Origin of the sequence: Aerococcus loyolae (assembly GCF_002871915.2) — a bacterium.
Classification (GTDB): Bacteria; Bacillota; Bacilli; order Lactobacillales; family Aerococcaceae; genus Aerococcus; species Aerococcus loyolae.
On the sequence record NZ_CP126958.1, the window covers coordinates 425,627 to 448,058 of the forward strand.

Here is a 22,432-nt window from a genome sequence, read left to right on the forward strand (position 1 = left end):
ATTTACTGCGTGCTTCTTCCAATTGCTATAGCTGTTCGAAGCAAAGCGAGTTACAGATATAGTATGCGTAGCTCTCTCCCCTCTTTTTGCGCCTATCACACTCTAGATATTATTCTCTGATTTGGCCTTGGCCGAAGATGGTGTATTTATAAGAAGTGAGTGCTTCTAAGCCCATGGGACCGCGGGCATGGAGTTTTTGGGTGGAAATTCCGATTTCGCCACCAAAGCCAAAGACCTCACCATCGGTAAAGCGGGTCGAGGCATTAACGTAGACACAGGCCGAGTCCACGTCATCCATAAAGCGGTTAGCGATAGCATAATCATTGGTTACAATGGTTTCGGAATGGTGACTAGAGTGTTTTGCAATATGGTCAACGGCCTCTTGGTAATCCTTAACCACCTTAATGGCAATTTCATAGTCCAAGTATTCCTCGTCATAGTCGGCTGCAGTCGCTGGAATAACGCCATCGACATAGTCGGCAGTGACTTGGTCACCATGGATTTTAACCTGATGGTCCTTCAGTGCCTGACCGGCTAGGGGTAGAAAATCTTTGGCAATAGCTTGGTCGACCAGGAGAGTTTCTAGGGCATTGCAGACAGAAACTCTTTGGGTTTTCCCATTGATTAGAATTTTTAAAGCCATGTCAAAATCGCAGGCTTCGTGAACATAGAGATGGCAGTTTCCTACTCCTGTTTCAATGGTTGGAATCGTGGCCGTTTGGACCACTCTTTGGATTAAGTTCTTACTTCCCCGGGGGATGAGACAATCGATGGAATCATTCATGGTCATCATTTCCCCGGCTAAGTCGTGGCTGGGATTGTCGATAAACTGGATGGCTACTTTAGGTAAGCCGACCGCTTCAAGGCCTTCTTGTAAGGCATGGACGATGGCTTGGTTGGTTTGAATGGTTTCCTTACCCCCACGCAGGATGACGGCATTCCCTGTTTTAAAACAGAGCCCAGCGGCATCCGAACTAACATTGGGCCGGGATTCATAAATAATACCAATAACCCCTAAAGGCACCCGGCGCTTACCAATTCTTAGGCCATTTGCATTGACCCACATTTCATCGACATGGTTGATGGGGTCGTCTAATTGGGCGACTTTTTCTAGGCCTTGAGCCATGGCTTCAATGCGGTCTGGATTTAATGTCATCCTTTCCACAAAAGCAGCCTTAAGTCCTTGTTCTTGGGCCTTTTGGCACTCTGTCTGGTTGGTTGAGAGAATATTTTCTGAGGCATTTCTTAGGGCCTGGGCCATTTGGACTAGGGCTTGGTCTTTTTTAGCCCGGGGTAAATTACTGAGTTGACGGGCTGCCGCTTTGGCATCTTGGCCCATTTGCACTAAATCAGCTGAATTAATCATGATTTTTCACTCCTTGGATAGATGTTATGATTCGTTTTTAGGAATAAAGGCAGTGCCAATATCAGCCCCTGCTAAGAGGTCAAAGATTTGACTGGGCTCTTCGGAAGACATAATGACTAAGCGACGACCTTCTGCTAGGGTTTTAGCAGCTGCTTTCAGTTTACTATGCATACCACCGGTAGAGAAGGTCGATCCCTTATCACCAGCCATGGCTAGATAGTCTGCATTAACTTCATGGATGGTAGAGAAGCGTTGGGCTTGGGGATCAGTATTCGGGTTAGCATCATAAAAGCCGTCTACATCGGTTAATAAGATAAGCAGGTCAGCTTCAACAATAGAAGCCACCAAGGCAGAGAGGTTATCATTATCTCCAAAACGGACTTTATGGTCCATTTCATCGACGGCAATGGCGTCATTTTCATTAACGATAGGGATAATTTGGTGCTTGAGTAAACTGGCAAAATTATTTTTCAAATTGGCTAGGGAATCATGGAAATCAATCACATCTCTAGTCATGAGAATTTGAGCGACTGATTTATGATAATAAGAGAAAAAGCGGGCGTAGGTATTCATTAGAGCCACTTGACCGACAGCGGCAACCGCTTGTTGGTCGGGAATATTTTTGGGACGCTTGGGGAGATTCAGTTGGGCACACCCCACCCCCATGGCCCCAGAAGAGACTAAGATGACTTCTTTTCCACTTTGGGTAAGGGAAGAGATCACATAAGCTAGGCGGTCGATGCGTTGGTAGCGGATATTATTGGTCGACGTCATCAGGGAATTGGTACCTACTTTGATAACAATTCGCTTGGCGTCTTTAAGAGAATCACGATGCAAGATCTTTACCTACTTTCTTAACTCATTGCCAATAATTGTAGCATAATTTCCTACAATTAGCCGCTAATATTTAGCCGGCATGGTGGTATACTAGGCATAATAAAAAAGGGAGGGGAAGAAATGAAGGATTGGTTAAAACATCACCCTAAAGCCTATATTTTGGGACTTATTTTACTTTATGCAATTATCTTACTTGGAGTAGATATTTATTATCCCAGTTTCAAAGCTGCCAACGAAGCCCAGCAGGAGGAAAAAGTTAACCCCGAGGATGAATTGGCCCAATTGAACCAGAAACTCACTGAGAAAGAAATAGGAGTGGCTGATTTAAAGGACCATCGTATGCAGGGCGTGACCCTAGCAGATGTTCAAGCCTACCATCCCCAATATTCACTCACAGAGCTTATTCAAGCTATCCCGACCGAAGACCAGCCAGGTGATTGGCGGCTAAAAGTGGTTAATCCGCTTTTTCCCTTGACTGAACCAGTGGATATTCAGACCGCCACTGCCTCCAATGGTCAGCTTTATGATGAGCGTATCGAAGACCCTCTCAATCATTTAATGGAAGCCGCTCAAAAAGCCGGCTATCCCTTGACTATTGTTTCCGCTTATCGGGATGTCGATAGCCAGGAAAAGAACCGGCAAAGCATGATTCAGATGTATCAGGCAGGGGGCGCAAGTTTAGAGGAAGCTAAAGCTAAAACCGATGCCTACGTGGCCCCAACCCATGCCTCAGAACATAGCACCGGGTTAGCCCTAGACCTCTTGGGGACCGATTGGGTTCAAGCTAAGCGAGGGCTGGAAACTGACTATGACAAAGAGGCTTCAGCCCAATGGCTTAGGAACCATGCTCAAGACTATGGCTTTATCCTCCGTTACTTAGAGGGCAAGGAAGCTGTCACGGGTTATGATTTTGAGCCATGGCATTACCGCTATGTAGGGGTTCCCACTGCCCAATACATTAAGCGTTATCAACTTACTTTAGAAGAATATTTAGTCTTATTAGCCGCCCGCCAGGGGCAAAAACTCACTTACCAAGTCGATCCATCCTTGCCTACTGATTAATAGCTTGGCTGAGGTAGGCTTGGTCTTGACCAAAGGGGATGGTTTCTTGGGAAGGGCGCAAAGTTCCCGTATTATTGTCCCGGCCCTGGATAAAATACACCTGGTTAGGCTTGGCGTATTCTTTTTGGGCCTGGCTAACAAAATCTTGGGTCTTATCCTTTAATAAACGGTTGAAGAGTACCCGGGTAGTGGAGGGAGAAAAGGCTTGAAACATCTGATAGTCCCCCATACTATCGCCAAAGACCGCTAAAGGTTCTCGGCCTTGGTGGCGGGCTTGGATGAGCATTTGAATAGCTTGGACCTTGCCTGCTGCCTTAGTAATCGGAGCATGACTTTCTAATTGGGCTTGGTAGAGGCCAACCTCATCCTGTTTATAAGACATGCCGATAATCTCGGACGGGTCAATTGGGTAGAAATATTTAACGGCCGTTTCGACCAGACTTTGGGGACTAGCGCTCACAATATAAGTGGCAATCCCAGCCGCATGTAGACTCTGGTAGAGCTTAACCAATTCATTTGGAATACGTAACCCCTGGCTAAAGTGAGTGCTGAGCCGCTGGCTTGGGTCTCCAGATAAAGAATAGGTCCAAGTGAAATCTTTAATTGGAGCCTTTAAGCCATAAGCTAGGGCTTTTTTACCGAGGTCGACAAAGTCGGCTTCAGTGAAGTTTTGATAGAGAAAACTCGGGCAGGAGGCGCCAGCTTGCTTGGGAAAGCGCTGGTTATAAGCCAAGTAAAAGGTCCGTATCTTACAGAAAAAATTGAAGAATAAAGGGTCAGCCTCAAGCCGGTCTTCTAGAGATTTTTGGCTTCTCTGATAGTCATCTCGTTTGGGATAGAGTTTCTGGTAGTCAGCAATAATATCATCGATGAGCTTTTGAAAGCTGACTTGCGGTACTTGGTCACTTATGGGGTGGTCCAATGCCGCTTTATTTTGCTTTAAGCAGGCCTCCATTTCACTAGGGCTTAATTGATAGGCTAAGTGGGCTGCAGTGTAGACCATGGTGTGGTCTTCAATATCGTTAAAAATACTGGTATGGTCAAAGTCAAAAACGACATAGTCTTTTTGGTCTAGGGGAGTATCCCTTAGCTGTTGGTGCTTATTAATCAGCTGGTTAAGTCTATGGTAGAGCTGAGGTTCCCAATTTTGGGGGGCAAGTTGAGGCATGAGGAGTCTCCTTTCAAGGTGAAAAGTTAGGGCACTAGGTCCCTTTGCTTATGCCTATCATACACTAGTTAGGTAAGGGAACCTAGCTTTAAGGGAAAAAGATTAATGGTATAATGAATCTGTAAACTTGACTGAAGAAAGGGTAAAGACTAAGCGTGATCGATTATTTCGACATAGCTTTGCAGTCAGCTATGTTATAATTAAAGTAATCGACTTTGAAGGGGGCTCTATCATGCGAATTGATGAACTATATACCAAACTCAATGAACTAGGTTTTATCGAAAATTATTATGTCGTCAATAAGAAGCATAATGATGAACCAGAAACGGAACGTGTGCTCAAAATCTATGATGATGAATTTAAATTAGCTGAGATCTATATTGATAAACCTTACATGTTAAGAACCAGCTATGGTGGTTTTGATGCCAGAAATCCATTAGAAAAGCAAGCCCTACTCAAAATCTTAGTTGAATTCGCCTCTACACCAGTTAACCGGCGACAGAGTGAATTATATTTTGCCTATTATAATGATTTAAATAATATTTCTCATTATATTAAACGCTTGAGCAATGGCCGATTAACCGATGAAATGATTCCGATGGCTTACTTTCGCACCCTAAACGATGAACAACTAAATGCCTATCTTTTTAACACGGCTGAGTTTGACGACTTCCCTAAGGATTATCAGCCCCGTTTTACACCGGATTCTTTTGTTAAAGTACGCCCTTATGAAGAAATGATTGAACATTTAGAGGGACGTTATCCCCATGACGATGAATAGGAAATAATGTCTACTTTAAATTCTAAGTTAGAGCATGACAGAACCGACAATATGGAAATAAAACAGTGATAAACGCTGAAAATGGGAAAAATTGAGGAGATTAGTATGGACGAACAACAGCAAAGTCTGTTAAATGATTTAAGTAAAAACTTTACGGGAAACTTTAAAGACGATACGACCTATATTGTTAGCAAGGTCAAGGATCATTTCCGTGATTTACAAGAGGATGAGGAATTACGTCAGCGAATTGAGAAAGTCCTCCTGGATGCTTATCCTGAAGAAGAGGAACCAATTTTACGTTTATGGACAGATTTGACGGATCGTTCTGATGATGATTTTATCCAACACATGAAAGAATTAATTGATGAAGGCAAGGCCACTGATGCCCAGTTCGAGATGAATCTCTTTATCAATGCCATGGAAGCTGACTTTATTGAATACAAGCCTAAACCTAATGTAAAATATTATTCGATTAATGACTGGATCGACTTATTTATTTTTACTTGGTATGAACCTCAAACGCTAGAATTGCGTCCAACCAAACGCGATTACTCCAAAATCTATAATTCCTACGCTGAAGTGCTGATGGCTGCCAATGAATGGCAGGAGGCCGCCGAAGCCTATAAGCAAGCCTTGCTTTGGAACCCCTATAATGCCAAAACGATTTTTAATTTGGCAGGGGTTTACCAATTGATGGAACAATACGGAATGAGCTTTGCAACGATTTTGAATGGTTTTCGCTACGCCGTAAGACGGGAAGACTTCTCCCGAGGCTATGCCTATCTGGCGTATTTCTATGAGAAAAAAGATGACCTAAAAACCGCGACTCAGTTATACTACCTGAGTTTGGCTTGGTCAGATAATTCCCGGGCCCAAGAACGCTTGGCGGTTATCGAAGAGGAAATGGGCTACTTGGAGCCGGCCCTTGAAGGCGAAGCCCTGCAAAAATTTAAGAAGGATTATCGTATTATCAACTATCCGAATGCAGAAATGTTGAATGGACTCAAGGCCGCAGCCAGTCGGGCCATGGCCCTACATTCCTATGAAACTGCCTATGTTTATTACGGCCTCTACATGGACCTGGTTGACTCACCCGAAGACTATATTGTGAAGATGATTCGGGAACTGGATTACCGTTTGAAAGGTGACCAGGACTGTTAATAGGTACATGGAACCAGTAAACATCAATTGATACATAATAAAAAAGTGCTTCAGACTAGTCTGATTTCCCTTTAGGGAAGATCGACTGGCCTGAGGCACTTTTCCTTTGACTTAAGGGAGTGAGATTAAAGATTAGCTTCTTAATGTTTACGAAGATCGTGGGGTGGGTAGTGGTAGTGTTTTTTGAATGCCCGGTAGAAGGAAGAATAGTCATTAAAGCCTACCTTTTGCCAGGTGTTTTGGATCGATTCACCCTGGTTAATTAAGTCCTGGGCCCGTTCTAATCGTTTGTTGATGATGTATTGGTGGAGGGTGGAATGGTAAAATTCTTCAAACAAACGATTGAGGGTAGAGCTACTATAATTAAAGCGCTTGGAAATGAGCGATAAGGGCAGGTCTTCAGCCAGGTGGCTGTCAATAAATTGCGCAATGGCGGTGGCTAATTCATAGCGTTGGTCACGAATATGGGGGTGGAGGTGTTTTTGCTCAAATAAGTGACAGCAGTCCACCAGTAATTGACAGGTTAGGGCAAAGAGCCGCTTCTGTTGGAGCTGGGTCTTAGCATAGGATTGGGTTTGGTTCATTTCAGTAAGTACCTGGTTGAGGTATTTCCAATCGTGACGGTCAACACTTAAAATCTGCATTTTAGCAAAGAGTTGATTAATTTCAGGAGTAGCGATAAAGCTATCACTGACCGCCTCCAAGTAGGGATCACCAATAGCCAAAAGAAAGCCCAGATGTTCCTGGTCTTTGTCGATCTTATCAGTCTTAAAGTTGACCCGGATATTGGCAGGGAGGGAAACGACCTGCTGGCTTTGGAGAGTTAAGCTTTGGTTGGGCGTTTGGATTTCTAAAGTTTTTTGGCTAAAGAGCATCTCCTGACGGTGATAAAGGGAACGATTATAGGTCAGCAAATTGTCCTTTTTTAGAGCAGTGACTTTTATCCGGTAGGGAACTGATAAGAGTGACATAAAGTGAGACTCCTTTTTGTGTTCTATTATTAATAAAGTATTTTAATATAAATACCGAGTCAAGTAAATCAATAATAAAAGGGCTGAGACTTTTGCCTCAGCCCTTTCGTATAATTTGATGGCGTTAAATGATGCCTAGGGAATGCATTTCAGCTTTAATTTTTTCGACTAATTCACTACCTGGAGCTGTTAAAGGTAGACGGGTAGGCCCCACATTAAAACCAAGTAAGGCTACCGCTGCTTTAATTGGAATTGGATTTGGTTCAGCAAAGAGTAAGTCGATTAATGGTTTGTAGTCGGCTTGAATCTTTCTTGCGGTTTTGAAGTCACTCTTTAGTGCCGCATGGGTCATTTGGTTAACGGCTTTGGGGGCAATATTAGCTAAAACCGAAATAACCCCTTTTGCCCCTAAGCTCATTAATGGCACGATGGTATCATCATTGCCTGAATAGAAATCGATGGCTTCGCCAACAGCGTGTAAGTTATCGACAGAATGGTTAAAGTTACCGGTAGCATCTTTTAAGGCTACAATATTATCCACCTTAGCTAATTCTTTAAGGCTCTCCGGTTGAATGGTCATCCCCGTTCTTCCTGGTACGTCATAGAGGATAACAGGAATGTCTACCGCTCCAGCAATGGCGTGGTAGTGTTCGATAAGGCCTTGTTGGCTGGTTTTTAAGTAGTAGGGGGTAACGGAAAGAATGGCATCCGCACCGACTGCTTCACAGTCTTTGGTTAATTGCACCCCGTGACGGGTATCGTTAGAGCCGGCACCGGCAATCACAGGAACGCGTCCATTAACATAATCCACTGCAAACTTAATGACTTCAACTTGTTCTTCGTCGGTCTGAGTAGAAGCTTCACCAGTTGTGCCGTCGATAATGAGGGCGTCAGTACCAGCGTCAATTTGAAAGTCAATTAATTCTTTGAATACATCAAAATTAACCTTTTTTTCTGCGGTATCCTCATAGGGTGTCACCAAAGCAACGCCTGAACCAGTATAAATTGACATATCTAACCCCTCCGTTTAATGATTATATTTATTGAATTGTGTGGAATATTATTAACAATTAATTTAGCACGCTAGCAGGGCTTTGTCAATTGTCTTTATGAGTAGACATAGGTGCGCGGCACCCGTTCGCTAATGCCACAGGTAATTTCATAAGCAATGGTATGGTTATACAAGGCCAGGTCCCAGGCCGAAATGTAGTTACCTTGGTCATCGCTACCAATCAAGGTGACCTTTTCGTGGAGGGGGAGTTCTTTAGGCAGAGCCACCATGCATTGGTCCATGCATACCCGCCCCACAATTGGGCACTTGTAACCAGCAATCAAGACTTCAAAGCCAGAGGAAGACCTGGGTAGCCCGTCAGCATAGCCAATCGGAAGGGTTCCAATCCATTGATCGGATTCAGTGGTGTAAGTCGCTCCATAGCTAATCGATTCGCCAGCTTGTAATTTTTTGATATAGACTAATTCACTTTCCAGGGTGAAGGCCGGTTTTAGTGGCATAACCTCTGGGAGTTCAAAATCGGGACCGGCGGGGTTTTCCCCATATAAACCAATCCCTAAGCGAACGATGTCCATGGTTTTTTCTGGATACCAGAGGGCTAGGGCTGTGTTGGACCGGTGAATGAGGGGCTTCTTATTAAGTTTGGAAAAATCTAAGGCTTGGATAAAGTCTTCAAAACGTTGGGATTGCTTAGCGACATAGTCTTGGTCTTGGACGCGATTACTATCAGCAGTGGCATAATGGGTAAAGACGCCTTCTAATTCAAAAGCTTCTTGGTGATCACTAATATAGTCGATAATTTCTTGGCCAGCCAGGCTATCGCGTAAACCAATCCGACCCATTCCTGAATCCACCTTTAAATGCAGTTTTAAAGGTGGGAATTCTGGGTCTGTTGGGCGTTGGGCGTAAGCCGCCTTTAACCAATCTAAAGACGAGATGGTCAGACTGATATCATGTTGGGCATGGAGCCAGGCATCTTGAACCTCGGTGATCCCTAAAATGAGGATAGGAGCCTGGATACCTGCTTCTCTGAGGGCCAGAGCTTCATCAGTGACAGCGACACAGAAGCCCTCTGCCCCGGCTTCAGTGAGCGCTTTAGCGATAGGAATGGAGCCGTGGCCATAGGCATCTGCTTTAATCACTGCATATGTCTTGGCTTTAGGGCCAAAGGCATGTTTAAATAGTAGGTAGTTATCAACAATATTTGGAATTGAAACAACAACCCGAGTAGGGCGATGTTCGCCACAAATCATAAAAATTCTCCTTTCAAGGACTTTTCATCGTAGCTATATTTTAGCATAAATCGGGTCAGGAGCATTAGATTTGTCGAGGCGTAGAGGGAGGCAATATGATTAGAATTTGTTTTGTATGTTTGGGTAATATTTGTCGCTCACCCATGGCAGAGGCCTTGATGCGTGAAGCAGTCAAAAAGAACCATTGGGAGGGAGAAGTTCAGGTTGAATCAGCAGCTATTTCTGACTGGGAAATAGGTAATGGTGTCCACCCAGGCAGCCGCGAAATCTTGGAGCGGGAAGGGATTCCATGGGAGGACTTGATTTCCTCTCCCTTAACGGAAGAAATCATTCATGAGGCAGATTTATTAATTGGGATGGACGACCAAAATATTGCCGATATCAAGCGCCTAGGCGCCGATCCTCAAAAAATCTTCCGCCTCATGGATTTCACTGAACAAGGTGGCATTATTGATGACCCCTGGTATACCGGCGAATTTGAATTAACTTTCGAGAAAGTCAGCCAAGGCATCCAAGGTCTCTGTGACTATCTCAAAGAAAATTATCCCCAGCAATTAAATAAATAGTTTAGAGAATATGCTTAAAGAGACCAAAAAGGCTCCCCTCGAGTGATCGAGCAGGAGCCTTTTTACTTTGGCGTAAGTATTCAATGCATTCTATTGGACGGCTTTTAATAGGGCTTGGACCCGGTCAGTTTTCTCCCAAGGGAAGTAGCCCTTATCACTAGGACGACCAAAGTGTCCGTAGCTAGCGGTTGGTTGGTAGATGGGTCGGCGTAAATCTAAGCTATTGATAATACCAGATGGTGATAGTGGGAAGATTTCACGGATGGCTTCTAATAAGCGGTCTTCAGAAACAGTCCCGGTTTCAAAAGTATCGACAGCGATAGATACCGGTTCGCTGACTCCAATGGCGTAGGCGAGTTGGACTTCACAAGCCTTGGCTAAACCTGCAGCAACAATGTTTTTAGCAATATAGCGGGCCATATAAGAGGCTGACCGGTCTACCTTGGTGGCATCCTTTCCGGAAAAGGCCCCACCACCATGACGGGCTGCACCACCGTAGGTATCCACAATAATCTTGCGGCCAGTTAAGCCGGAATCGCCCTTAGGACCGCCAATAACAAAGCGGCCAGTCGGATTAATATAGTACTTGGTATTTTGATCCAATAGGGAAGCTGGAATCACCGGTTTAATGATGTATTCCTTAACATCTTGGTGGATTTGTTTTTGGGTGATTTCTTCAGCATGTTGGGTAGAAAGCACGATGGTATCCACGCGGAAGGGTCTGCCTGCATCATCCAGTTCAACTGTTACCTGGGTTTTGCCGTCGGGACGTAGGTAAGGGAGTAAGCCATTATGGCGGGCATAGGCCAAACGTTCAGTCAGACGGTGGGCTAGGGTGATGGCCAGAGGCATATATTCTTCGGTTTCATCACAGGCGTAACCAAACATCAAACCTTGGTCACCAGCACCTAAGGACTCAATGGCTTCTTCAGCCGCCAAACTATCGTCTTCTTTCCGGGCTTCTAGGGAAATGTCAACCCCTTGGGCGATATCAGGAGATTGTTGGTCAATGGCTACCATCACTGATAAATTCTCAGCGTCAAAGCCAAACTTACCACGCCGGTAACCAATCTTAGTCACGGTATCACGAACAATTTTTTGATAATTAAGGACGGCTTTAGTAGAGATCTCTCCAAAAATAAAAACTAAGCCAGTATTTACGATGGTTTCACATGCTACCCGACTGTTAGGATCTTGGGCAATAGCGGCGTCCAGAATAGCATCACTAATTTGGTCGGCTACCTTGTCAGGATGTCCTTCTGTGACACTTTCACTAGTAAATAATCTTTTTTCTTTTGACATAGGAACCTCCTAGTTCTCTTGATTTCTCTAGTATCATAGCATACAAGGGCCAATTTGTATCTAAGAAAGTGATTTCAAGCATAGGGTCAAGTAGAGATTTTTTTCTGTCTGCCTTGATAGGGCCTGTGTTGAATTTCCAAGAAATTAAAGGTAAACTAATCTATACTAATGTTTAAAGTCACAGCTTTTATTTAAGGGTGGTGTGTGGATGAAACGCCGGGATTACAGACAAGCAAAAAAAGCTTATGAAAAAGAAAAACAAAACCAAGCAAAGGGCAAAAGTGAAGTTAATGATCCTTTGTACAACCAAGCAACCACCGAATTCAATAGTGATGATTTTCGTGACTTATCATTTGATGACCAAGAACTTCATGACCAAGATACTAATGAAATCTTCTTTGAAAAGCAAAAACGTCGCCAATGGCAATGGTCGTCACCTAACAAGGGCGCTTCCCGCTTCATTGTTTTACTCCTGGCCATCTTAGCGATTATTGTGGCGGTCCTAGTGATGCCCATCTTGGTTAACTTTTTTCGTCAGGTGGTTACCTTTATCTAGTAAGCTAATAACATTTAAATTAAATGCCAAGCAAAAAGGAGACTGGAATAAATGTTCCAGCCTCCTTTTGTCTTTTATCTTACTATCTTGATATTGTTCTAGTCACAGGACGAACGTCCCCTTCAAGTCTCTGACGGCGTTCTCACATCCTTTTATTTTGGTTCAACAATTTGTGCTTCACGAGGATAGTGGTTGATAACTTCAGGGCCTTCTTCATGGGCGATGACTAGGTCTTCGATTCTGACCGCGGTATTGCCGGTCAGGTAGATCCCTGGTTCTACGGAGAAGATATTTCCGGCTTGGATTGGGGTTTGGTTGACTTGGGAGACGTCCCCTTTCTCATGACATTCCCGGCCAATAAAGTGGCCAATCCGGTGGGTAAAGTAAGGACCGTATCCAGCCTGGTCGATATGGTTTCGTCCCGCTAGGTCAACTTCGGACAAGGCTTGCCCCACTTGGGCCGCCTTAATTCCCCGAGCTTGGGCTTCTTCAACAATTTGGTGAATTTCTAGCGCTTCCTTAGTAGGTTGACCGTAATAAACCGTCCGGGTCATGTCAGAACAGTAATAGTTATGGCGGCAACCGATGTCAATGACTACGGAGTCCCCTAATTCTGGTTTAGAGTGATCAGGTACATGGTGGGGGTCGGCTCCATTAGGTCCATAGGCAATGATCGGGGCAAAGCTGAGGCCTTGGTTGGCTCCTTCTTCGACAAAGATTTTCTTCAAACGTTCGCAAGCCTCAATCTCACTATAGCCATAAGGAATCACTTCTTCAATTACCCGCTTCATGGCCCGGTCGGTGATGGCAGAGACTTCCCGCATAGCTGTCATTTCCGCTTCCGTTTTGATGGCTCGCTGTTGGTCAACGATATCACTGGTCAGTAACCAGTTAAAGTGTGGATAGGCCTCCATCAAGGGCAGCAACCAGCCTGCAATCAGATGTTTATCGACACCAACCTTTGCACCTTCTGTCAGTCCCTCAAATACCTTGGTTTTTTCAAAGGCTTCAACGATACTATCGCCGTCTTTAATCCAAATCACCTGGCCCTTATCAGGTTCTTCAAAGACAAAGAGTTCATTGGCAATTAAAACCGGCTCCTGGTCAGCTTGAGCGATCATTAACCAGATTCTTTCGTTGGGATCGAATTCAATATTGTAGTAATAAGAAATGGCATAGGGGTCACTAATTACTAAGCGACTAATGCCCTGAGATTTGAGATTGTCTTGTAAAATATCTAAACGTTGGTAGCTATTGCTAGTCATTTTCTTCCTCCTTTTGTCCATGACAATGAGTCCTTAAACGAAGACTTTAAGATCTGAACAGATTCCCATTGTCAGACTATTTGGCTTATTATAGCATAAATTAGCCTGGCCTTTACAGGTATTCAAAGTCAGTAAGATGTGATAAACTGGGAAATACAAGTAAGCGTTTCATAAGGCCTGACTTGGCGCTAATTAGGAAGTGAGAATTCATGGTAAAAATTGACTATAAACAATATGTTGACGCATTAATAAAAGATATTCAAAACTTGGTCCAAATTCCTTCGGTCAGAGACTTAGACCAGGCCAGTGAAGGGGCCCCCTATGGTCCTGGTGTTGCTCAAGCCGTGGAATGGTTAGAAGAGAAGGCCCAGGCAGATGGCTTTCAGACGGAAAACCACCAGGGCCATGCCCTAACTATTGAACCTAAAAATAATGGCCAAGGCCAGCGGGTTGAAATCGCCTGTCACTTGGACGTGGTCGATGTGGCTGCTGGTTGGGAGGATGACCCCTTCTCCGGTAAAATCGTGGATAACCGCCTCTATGGCCGGGGCAGCGATGACATGAAAAGAGCCGACATGCTGGTTTACTATGCCTTAAAGATTATCCGTGACTACCAAATCCCCCTCAAAAACCAAGTGGTATGGATCTACGGGACCGATGAAGAATGCAATATGGATGATATGAAATACTTCCGTCAACAGGCCCCTGAGCCAAGCTTCGCCTTCACTCCTGATGGGAATTTTCCGCTCTCCATTGGGGAAAAAGGGGCGCTCACTTGGACCATTAGCGGACAATGGCCAGCAGATTCCTTGGTTCATAGCATCAAGGGTGGGGAAGGCGCTAATGTAGTGGCTTCTTCCTGCCAAATCGCCCTCAAGGCCAATAACCCTGAGGCGGCTGAAGCCTATTGTCAAGCCAAGGGATGGCCAGCCAAGGTGGTTAGCGATAGCGAATTGGTGGTTATCCAGGTCAAGGGGAAGGCGGCCCATTCTTCGGTTCCTGAATTAGGGGCCAATGCTATTGTTCGAGCCTTAGATATTGCAGCCAATGCCTATGGCGACAACTATGCTAGCCAGCTGCTTGACCGGATCGGGGCCAGTGATGGCTCTGGTTTAGGCATTGACTCAACAACAGAAAAAATGGGGGCCTTAACCTTTAACCTAGGGACCCTAGTCCTTGACGGTAAGGGAGCTTACCAGATGGAAGTCGATATCCGCTACCCTGATGCTTGGACCAGTGACCAGCTCTATGATCAGGTCAAGAGCCACTTCCCAGAGGCTCAGTTTGAGACCACTTTTGATGTGCCGTGGACCTTGGTGGATGCTAAGCGACCAGCTATTCAGACTCTGCTTAAGCAATTTGAAGAAGTCTTCCCTTCAGAAGACCAAGCCCCAGCTGTCAGTGGTGGAGTAACCTACAGTAAATATATTCCTAATTGTGTGGGCTTCGGGGCTGCTATGGCGGATGACCCTACGGTTGCCCACCAAGCCAATGAATGGATTGACTTAAGTAATTTAGAAGATTTACTCCGACTCTACACTCAAGTCATTATTGAATTAGGCCGGATGGAGGACCTGTAAGCAGAGATTTGGTGGCTGAGATCTTGAGTTTCTGACTGATTGAATGCGGGAGGAACTCAAACCCTAGCCCGATGACTAATAAAAAAGAGGCTGGGACAAAAGTCTCAAAACAAAAAGGGTTAAGAAGTTAGTTTTCACTAATTTCTTAACCCTTTTACTTAAAATTAGGTATTAAAAAAGCACCCTGTTATAATATTAGTAACCACACTAAAGATTAAGGGGTGCTTCTTATGTACATACAATATAACATGAATCAAACAACACTTCCACTAGAATTATCTGCATGTATCGATCCAGATCATATTGTATTTTCAATCTATAATTTTATTGAGTCTCTGGATGAAAAATACTTTGAAAGCTTCAGTACGCAGGACGGCCGCCCTGCCTATCATCCAAAGCCTTTAATCATGGCACTTCTATATGCTTATAGTAAAGGCGTATTTAGCGGAAGAAAAATAGAGGAACTGATGGTTGAAAATTTACCCATGCAGTGGCTAGTCGCTCAACAAGTTATTAGCTATCGAACGATTAATCGCTTCCGTTCTTCAGAAAATTGCAGATCTTTATTAGAAAATCTATTCGTTGAGTTTACCACTCAGTTAAAGTTAGAGAAATTAATTCATTTAGAAAATTGCTTTATCGATGGAACTAAAATTGAAGCGAATGCCAATAAATATTCTTTTGTTTGGAAAAAGGCAACTGAAAAATATGCAGAACGATTAAAAGTGACCTCACGTGAATATTACTTTAATGAAATTCAACCGATGGTTGATGCCGGCATCCAATATGATGAAAATTTAGATCTAGAAGAAACGATGCTTCAAGAGATATCTAAAGTGCTTAAGGAAGAAATCGATAAACTCACTGAAGATATTGAGGAAACTCCTGTAAAAGGGCCGGATCAACGTAAACAAGAACGTCGTCGTTTGAAAAAACATTACCGTAAAGTGAGTCAAGATTTTCTACCTCGCAAACAAAAGTATGCCAAACAGTTTGAAACATTTAACGGAAGAAATAGCTATTCAAAAACAGATCCTGATGCTACGTTCATGCGAATGAAAGATGACCATATGATGAATGGGCAATTGAAAGCGGGATATAATATCCAAGTAGCGACTGAAAACCAATTTGTCCTTCATTATGATATTTTCCACAATCCGACGGATACGCGGACTTTACAACCCTTTGTTGAAAGTTTTCCTAATTCCCCGAAATGCATTGTAGCTGATGCTGGTTATGGTAGCGAAGAAAACCTTACTTATTTAGATAACCATAAAATTAACCATTTGATTAAATACAATCGGTTTGATAAAGAGCAGAAAAAGAAACATAAAAAATCAGCTAAAAATATGGATAATTGGAGTTACGATAAGCAAAGTAATACTTTCACACATCCTGATGGCACGGTTTATTTCTTTAGTCATCTCCAAAAACGAAAAAATAAAATGAGTGGTTATATTTCTGAAATTCAGGTTTATAAGCCTTTGGATCCAGAAAATGCGCCGCAAAAGGCGCTTTACTATAATAAAAACTATCAGGAATTAAAGAATATAGAAACACAGAAGCTTTTATCTGAAGAAGGATCTAGGCTCTTTTCCAAACGGAAAATTGACGTTGAACCAGTTTTTGGCCAGATAAAGGCTATTTTAGGGTTCACTCGATTTAACCTCAGAGGGAAAACAAAGGTTAAAACTGATGTTGGATTGGCCTTCATGGCCAATAATTTGAAAAAATATAGCAAAATAAAAGCAAGAAAATAAGAGAATCTACAAATCACGCTTAAGTAATTTGTAGATTCTCTTTTTTTTATAGTCCGTAGACTTTTGTCCCAGACTCTTTTTTCTCTGTAATCTCGCTATTTGTCACACTTGTCGAACACTTTCCTTAACTTTTTATTTATAAAAACTTTAAATAATCTTTTATAAGTTATTGCTTTTTTCCTCCTCGAGGCGTATATTTTTGGATAACTTACTTTGAGGAGGTAAAGAAAATGAAGGTAAGAAAATTAGTTATAAGTTTATTGTCCCTTTCAGCTCTTGCTTTAGCGGGCTGTAGTCAAAATAGTAAGGCTAATGAGAAGATCGTTCACCTCACCGAGGCTCAGGAAATCTCCACCCTAGACTCGACCACGGTTGAAGATACAGGGAGTTCTGCCTATATTGGTCACATGCAAGACCCCTTGTACTGGGAAGACGAAAATAATAAGGTCACACCAGCCTTAGCTAAGGAAATGCCTGAGAAGTCTGAAGATGGTTTAACTTACACCATTAAGATGCGCGATGACGCCAAATGGTCTAACGGGGATCCAGTCACTGCCAATGACTTTGTTTATGCCGTTCAACGACTAGCCAACCCAGAAACCGGGGCATCTTATGCTTACTTAGTAGAGAACTTCGAAAATGCTGAGGGCGTTCTCAAGGGCGACCGTCCTGTAGAAGACTTAGGGGTTAAGGCCTTGGATGACCATACTGTAGAAATTAAGTTAGCTAAGCCAGTCCCATATATGGACCACTTACTTGCCTTCACTAATTTCTCACCATTAAACAAGAAATTCGTGGAAGAAAAGGGTGACGCTTACGGGAGTAATTCTGAAAACGTCCTCGCTAGTGGTCCTTTCAAGGTGGAAGACTGGGATGGCACTGGGCTTAACTGGAAATTAGTCAAAAACCCAGACTACTACAATGCAGATAAGGTTAAAATCGATGGCGCCGATGTTCAAGTTATCAAGGAAATCTCTACCCGGGTAAACCTATTCGAAAATGGTGAAGTTGACAATACCATTCTGAGTGGTGAGTTAGTTCGTCAATACAAGGATAATCCTAACCTAAACTTTAAACCGAAGGCCTCAATTTCCTACATTGGTGTTAACCACAAGAACCCATTGCTGGCTAATAAGGACTTCCGTCTTGCCCTTGACTATGCTTTGGATAATAAAGAATATACCGAACAAATCCTAGCGACCGGCTCGACCCCAATTTCAACCTTTGTGCCTAAGGGCTTAGTCAAGAACCCAGAAACCGGTGCTGACTTAGTGGATGACGCTAATATCGAGCCAAAAGTTGATGTTAACAAGGCCCAAGAACTCTGGGAAAAGGCTAAAGCCGCTGTCCCACAAGATTCCTACCGCCTACGTATCTTATCTTCTGACGATGAAGGGTCTAAGCGCGTGGGTGAATACTTCCAAGGACAATTAGAAAATAAATTACCTGGCCTCAAAGTAGACTTGATTACTGTCCCTGGTAAGAACCGGATTGCTGCACAAAGATCAGGGGACTTTGACCTTGTGCTCTCTGGTTGGTTGGGAGACTATGCTGATGCTTCTAACTTCTTAGATTGCTGGAAGACTGACAATCCAAATAATGACGGCAAATACTCAAATCCTAAATATGATGAATTATTAAACAGAGCCTCTGACCAAGATGCCAATGATCCGCAAGCCCGTTACAATGACTTCTTAGAAGCACAAAAGATTCTGGCTGAAGATGAAGGAATCATTGTTCTTAACCAAGGGGTAACCGCTGAATTACGTAACCCACGTGTCAAAGGGGCGACTTACCGTTCCGTTGGTAATGAATTTGACTACCGTACCGCGACAATTGATAATTCAGCCGCTGAAAAATAATCTCAAGTAAATAAGTAGATCACTAAGCAGGAGTAGTTTCCCTGACGCATTAGAGACAGGGGGACTGCCCCTGTTTTTGTTTTCACTGATTTTGTATATGAAATTAGTAAAAAATATGTGATTTTGCAGAAAACGCTCACAATGTATCTTTTTGTACTAAAAATTAGTGAAAATGATTGATTTTTCTGACAGTTTAGGGTATATTATCCCATACGAATTATATTTATTTTAGGGGAGGAAAAATATTATTATGAAGTTTAAGAAACTCGCTGTGACGGTCTTAGCTTCTGCAGCCTTAGTACTTAGTGGCTGTGGGCAGGGCCAAAGCCAAAACCAGAATGTTATTCGTCGCACTGAATTACAGGAAATGACTACCCTAGACTCTACCCGGGTAGAGGATGTGCAAAGTGCCAACTACATTGGTCACATGCAAGATCCTTTATATTGGGAAGATGAAAATAACGAAGTGCATCCGGCTTTAGCCAAGGAAATGCCAGAAAAGTCTGAAGATGGCTTAACTTACACCGTTAAAATGCGCGATGACGCTAAATGGTCCAATGGAGACCCTGTCACCGCTCACGACTTTGTCTATGCTGTCCAACGCTTAGCCAATCCAGAAACTGGGGCTACCTATGCTTACCTAGTGGAGAACTTCGAAAATGCGGAAGAAGTGCTAAAAGGCGACCGCCCAGTAGAAGACTTAGGTGTAAAGGCTTTAGACGATTACACCATTGAAATCAAATTATCTCGTCCAACCCCATACATGGAACATCTATTAGCCTTCACCACCTTCTCGCCACTTAACCAAAAATATGTGGAAGAAAAAGGTGATGACTACGGAACCAACTCCGATAATGTCTTAGCCAATGGGCCTTTCAAGGTGGAAGACTGGGATGGTACCGGCTTAACTTGGAAATTAGTCAAGAATGACGACTACTACAATGCTGACCAAGTGAAAGTGGACGGCGCTGAAGTCCAAGTCATTAAAGAAGACTCCACCACCGTTAATCTCTTTGAAAATGGGGAAGTGGATAATGCGCTCTTACGTGGTGAATTAGTCCGTCAATATAGTGACCACCCACACCTTGAATACCGTCCAACTGCTTCAACCTACTACATCGAGTTGAACCAAGAAAATCCATTATTAGCTAATAAAGACTTCCGTGAAGCCTTAAACTATGCGATCGATAATAAGGAATATGCGGAACAAATTAAAGCAGATGGCTCCGTCCCACTAAGTACTTTAGTGCCTAATGACTTGGTCCACAACCCTGAAACGGGAGAAGATTTCACTAAGGACGCTGGCATTGAACCAAAATATGACCCTGAAAAGGCCAAAGAACTCTGGGAAAAAGTTCAAAAAGAACTGCCACAAGACTCTTACAGCATTCGTTTACTCTCTTCCGATGACGAAGGCTCTAAGCAAGTGGGTGAATACCTCCAAGGTCAAATCCAAAATAACCTCCCTGGCTTAAAAGTTGACTTAATCACTGTGCCAGGTAAGAACCGGATTGCCCAACAAAATGCTGGGGACTTTGATATGGCCATTTCTGGCTGGTTGGCTGACTATGCCGATGCCTCAAACTTCCTTGACCTATTCACGACTGGTCACTCGAATAACCATGGTAACTATTCTAATCCAGCCTATGACCAATTATTAGAAAAAGCGGCCAATGAAGATGCTAATGACCCTCAAGCGCGTTACAATGACTTCATTGAAGCACAACGTCTCTTAGCCGCTGATGAAGCAACCATTGTTTTATCACAAAAACAAGATGCTGAACTCCGTAACCCACGTGTTCAAGGCATCACTTACCGTCCTGTCGGTAATGAATTTGACATCCGTACAGCGACGATTGATAATTCTGCCAATGAATAACAGCTAAATGGCTGATTTTAACAGGCGCCACTACTTTCGAGTAGGGCGTCTTTTTTGTTTTTCTACTTATAAAGGCTGATTACTTCTTATAAAAGGAAGTTTTTCAAAAGCAGCTGTATTTATTCATTTAAAAAATATTCAAAATAGTTTGACAATTTATCTCTAATAGGGTATTTTATTAGTTAAATAAATTTTTAAGGGGAGATAAATATGAAACTAAAACGTAGTGCTTTGCTCCTTGCCACGGCTGCTAGTCTTTTCTTGGCAGCTTGCAGTGGACAAGAAAGTGCAGGAAACAAGAGTGGAAAAAATTCGACCATTAACTATGCTGTTAACACCGAACTATCGACACTCGATTCTGGAACTGTAATGGATATTAACGCGGCAAATTATATTGGCTTAGTCCAGGAAGGCCTCTATTGGGAAAATGAAAAGAATGAAGTACAACCAGCTTTAGCCAAGGAAATGCCAGAAAAATCAGAAGATGGTTTGACTTATACCGTCAAGATGCGTGACGATGCCAAGTGGTCGAACGGGGACCCTGTGACTGCCCATGACTTTGTCTATGCCATCCGTCGCCTGGCTGACCCTAAGGCAGGGGCGGCTTACTCCTATCTCTTAGAGAACTTTGTCAATGGTCCAGAAATTGCTGATGGCAAGAAGGCCCCTGAAGAAATTGGCGTAAAAGCCTTGGATGACCACACCATTGAAATTAACTTGTCCAAACCAACGCCATATTTGGAACATCTCTTATCCTTTGTGCCTTTCTTCCCTACCAACCAAAAATTCGTGGAAGAAAAGGGTGACCGCTATGGTAGCTCAGCTGAAAACTCGATTGCTAGCGGCCCATACAAGATGGTGGAATGGGACGGATCGGGCTTAGAATGGAAACTGGAAAAGAATCCAGACTACTATAACAAGGACCAAGTCAAAGTGGATAATATTGACGTCCAAGTGATGAAAGAAGTCTCAACGAACGTCAACCTCTTTGATTCTAAGAAAGTCGACAATTCCCTGTTAACCGGTGAAACCGTTAAACAATTTGCTGACCATCCGAATGCTGTTCAACAAGAGAAAGCACGGACCCGTTACTTACAACTTAACTATGAGAACAAGGTCTTAGCTAATCGTAACTTCCGTCAAGCTGTTGACTATGCGATCGATAATGATGAATTGACCCAAAAAATTATTGGGGATGGTTCTAAAGGACTTTCAACCTTTGTGCCAGAAAACTTTGTCGCTAACCCTGAAACCGGGGAAGACTTCGTCAGTGAGTACGGTAATGAAAAATTTGCAGATAAAGACAAGGCCAAAGAACATTGGGAAAAGGCCAAGTCTGAACTCGGGCAAGACCAAGTGACTATCCGCTTACTGGCTGATGATGATGAGAAGTCTAAGAAGGAATCTCAATATATCCAAGGGCAAATTGAAGAAAATATGCCAGGAGTTAAGGTAGAAATTACTAACGTTCCTAAGAAGAACCGAATGAGTCAAGTGGCTGAAGGGAATTTTGATCTTGTTATCACCGGTTGGGGAGCTGACTATGCTGATGCAAGCAACTTCTATGACCTTTTCAAATCCGATAATTTCTACAATCAAGGTCACTATAAGAATCCTGAATACGATAAGGTCGTAGAAAGAGCAGGCAACCAAGATGCTAACGACCCTAAAACGCGTTGGGAAGACTTTAAAGAAGCTCAAAAGATTCTCTCTGATGACAAAGCAGTCCTAGTTCTCTATCAAGAAGTAGAAACCCAATTACGTAATCCAAATCTTAAGGGCATTACTTTCCGCCCAGTCAACCTCGAATATGACTTCAGAACTGCTTACTTTGAATAAGAAATCTGAATTTAAATAATGAAGCATAGATATCCTTCAACTAATCAAGCTTGATCTATAAAATTGAAGGGTGATTGAGGCAAAATTAAAAAGAGGCTCTAGCAAGCCTCTTTTGTCTTTGTTAGAATATATCACGTAAGGAATACTATGATAAGATTTCTATACACTCAAATAGATAAAACGCTACTTTTAAGCCATAAAAAGTAGATGCA

The 22,432-nt window shown here is 43.1% G+C and carries 18 protein-coding genes; 10 read left to right on the forward strand and 8 right to left on the reverse strand.

The genetic code is table 11. The features are described 5' to 3' along the window. Positions 1-109: 109 nt before the first annotated feature. Together CJ190_RS01905 and proB are read right to left on the reverse strand one after the other, a co-directional pair. Positions 110-1,366, reverse strand: a complete 1,257-nt coding sequence (locus CJ190_RS01905) for a glutamate-5-semialdehyde dehydrogenase (protein WP_064292989.1) — start codon at positions 1,364-1,366, stop codon at positions 110-112. 24 nt (positions 1,367-1,390) lie between these two features. After that, on the reverse strand, positions 1,391-2,203 hold the full coding sequence (gene proB / locus CJ190_RS01910) for a glutamate 5-kinase (protein ID WP_082888669.1): 813 nt from the start codon (positions 2,201-2,203) through the stop codon (positions 1,391-1,393). A gap of 120 nt (positions 2,204-2,323) precedes the next feature. Here proB and CJ190_RS01915 point away from each other — a divergent pair, with 120 nt between their 5' ends. After that, the gene (locus tag CJ190_RS01915) at positions 2,324-3,265 is read left to right on the forward strand and encodes a M15 family metallopeptidase (RefSeq protein ID WP_064292988.1); all 942 of its coding nucleotides are present in this window, start codon (positions 2,324-2,326) and stop codon (positions 3,263-3,265) included. Here the strand turns inward: CJ190_RS01915 and CJ190_RS01920 are convergent. Continuing rightward, the gene (locus CJ190_RS01920) at positions 3,255-4,433 is read right to left on the reverse strand and encodes a haloacid dehalogenase-like hydrolase (protein ID WP_064292987.1); all 1,179 of its coding nucleotides are present in this window, start codon (positions 4,431-4,433) and stop codon (positions 3,255-3,257) included. The genes CJ190_RS01915 and CJ190_RS01920 overlap by 11 nt on opposite strands. A 232-nt stretch (positions 4,434-4,665) precedes the next feature. Between CJ190_RS01920 and CJ190_RS01925 the strand changes: the two genes are divergently transcribed. Further along, on the forward strand, positions 4,666-5,214 hold the full coding sequence (locus CJ190_RS01925) for a hypothetical protein (protein ID WP_064292986.1): 549 nt from the start codon (positions 4,666-4,668) through the stop codon (positions 5,212-5,214). 105 nt (positions 5,215-5,319) lie between these two features. Continuing rightward, on the forward strand, positions 5,320-6,375 hold the full coding sequence (locus tag CJ190_RS01930; protein ID WP_070597994.1) for a tetratricopeptide repeat protein: 1,056 nt from the start codon (positions 5,320-5,322) through the stop codon (positions 6,373-6,375). A gap of 140 nt (positions 6,376-6,515) precedes the next feature. On the opposite strand, the gene CJ190_RS01935 is transcribed toward CJ190_RS01930, so the two are convergent. From CJ190_RS01935 to alr, 3 genes are all read right to left on the reverse strand, one after another. Beyond that, positions 6,516-7,346, reverse strand: a complete 831-nt coding sequence (locus tag CJ190_RS01935; protein WP_064292984.1) for a helix-turn-helix domain-containing protein — start codon at positions 7,344-7,346, stop codon at positions 6,516-6,518. Between the two features lie 124 nt (positions 7,347-7,470). Continuing rightward, positions 7,471-8,358 (reverse strand): 4-hydroxy-tetrahydrodipicolinate synthase, encoded by an 888-nt coding sequence (gene dapA / locus CJ190_RS01940; RefSeq protein WP_064292983.1) that lies wholly within the window; start codon positions 8,356-8,358, stop codon positions 7,471-7,473. Positions 8,359-8,453: 95 nt separating this feature from the next. Next, the gene (gene alr / locus CJ190_RS01945) at positions 8,454-9,611 is read right to left on the reverse strand and encodes an alanine racemase (RefSeq protein ID WP_070597993.1); all 1,158 of its coding nucleotides are present in this window, start codon (positions 9,609-9,611) and stop codon (positions 8,454-8,456) included. 95 nt (positions 9,612-9,706) lie between these two features. Here alr and CJ190_RS01950 point away from each other — a divergent pair, with 95 nt between their 5' ends. Next, positions 9,707-10,177 carry a low molecular weight protein-tyrosine-phosphatase gene (locus CJ190_RS01950; RefSeq protein WP_064292981.1) on the forward strand — a complete coding sequence of 157 codons (471 nt, stop codon included), beginning with the start codon at positions 9,707-9,709 and terminating at the stop codon, positions 10,175-10,177. 90 nt (positions 10,178-10,267) lie between these two features. Here the strand turns inward: CJ190_RS01950 and metK are convergent, their stop codons facing one another. After that, positions 10,268-11,479, reverse strand: coding sequence for a methionine adenosyltransferase (gene metK, locus CJ190_RS01955; RefSeq protein ID WP_070597992.1), 1,212 nt, complete (start codon positions 11,477-11,479; stop codon positions 10,268-10,270). 208 nt (positions 11,480-11,687) lie between these two features. On the opposite strand from metK, the gene CJ190_RS01960 reads away from it, so the two are divergent. Next, positions 11,688-12,035 carry a hypothetical protein gene (locus tag CJ190_RS01960; RefSeq protein WP_064292979.1) on the forward strand — a complete coding sequence of 116 codons (348 nt, stop codon included), beginning with the start codon at positions 11,688-11,690 and terminating at the stop codon, positions 12,033-12,035. A 152-nt stretch (positions 12,036-12,187) separates the two neighbouring features. On the opposite strand, the gene CJ190_RS01965 is transcribed toward CJ190_RS01960, so the two are convergent. Continuing rightward, positions 12,188-13,300 carry a M24 family metallopeptidase gene (locus CJ190_RS01965; protein WP_064292978.1) on the reverse strand — a complete coding sequence of 371 codons (1,113 nt, stop codon included), beginning with the start codon at positions 13,298-13,300 and terminating at the stop codon, positions 12,188-12,190. Between the two features lie 209 nt (positions 13,301-13,509). Here CJ190_RS01965 and CJ190_RS01970 point away from each other — a divergent pair, with 209 nt between their 5' ends. The 5 genes from CJ190_RS01970 (at position 13,510) to CJ190_RS01990 (ending at position 22,220) form a co-directional block, all read left to right on the forward strand. Beyond that, on the forward strand, positions 13,510-14,880 hold the full coding sequence (locus tag CJ190_RS01970) for a Sapep family Mn(2+)-dependent dipeptidase (protein ID WP_070597991.1): 1,371 nt from the start codon (positions 13,510-13,512) through the stop codon (positions 14,878-14,880). 230 nt (positions 14,881-15,110) lie between these two features. Next, positions 15,111-16,640, forward strand: a complete 1,530-nt coding sequence (locus CJ190_RS01975; RefSeq protein WP_101602523.1) for an IS1182 family transposase — start codon at positions 15,111-15,113, stop codon at positions 16,638-16,640. A gap of 230 nt (positions 16,641-16,870) precedes the next feature. Continuing rightward, positions 16,871-18,502 carry a peptide ABC transporter substrate-binding protein gene (locus CJ190_RS01980; RefSeq protein ID WP_064292976.1) on the forward strand — a complete coding sequence of 544 codons (1,632 nt, stop codon included), beginning with the start codon at positions 16,871-16,873 and terminating at the stop codon, positions 18,500-18,502. Between the two features lie 250 nt (positions 18,503-18,752). After that, positions 18,753-20,381, forward strand: coding sequence for a peptide ABC transporter substrate-binding protein (locus CJ190_RS01985; RefSeq protein ID WP_064292975.1), 1,629 nt, complete (start codon positions 18,753-18,755; stop codon positions 20,379-20,381). 210 nt (positions 20,382-20,591) lie between these two features. After that, positions 20,592-22,220 carry a peptide ABC transporter substrate-binding protein gene (locus CJ190_RS01990; RefSeq protein ID WP_070598027.1) on the forward strand — a complete coding sequence of 543 codons (1,629 nt, stop codon included), beginning with the start codon at positions 20,592-20,594 and terminating at the stop codon, positions 22,218-22,220. Positions 22,221-22,432 lie beyond the last annotated feature (212 nt).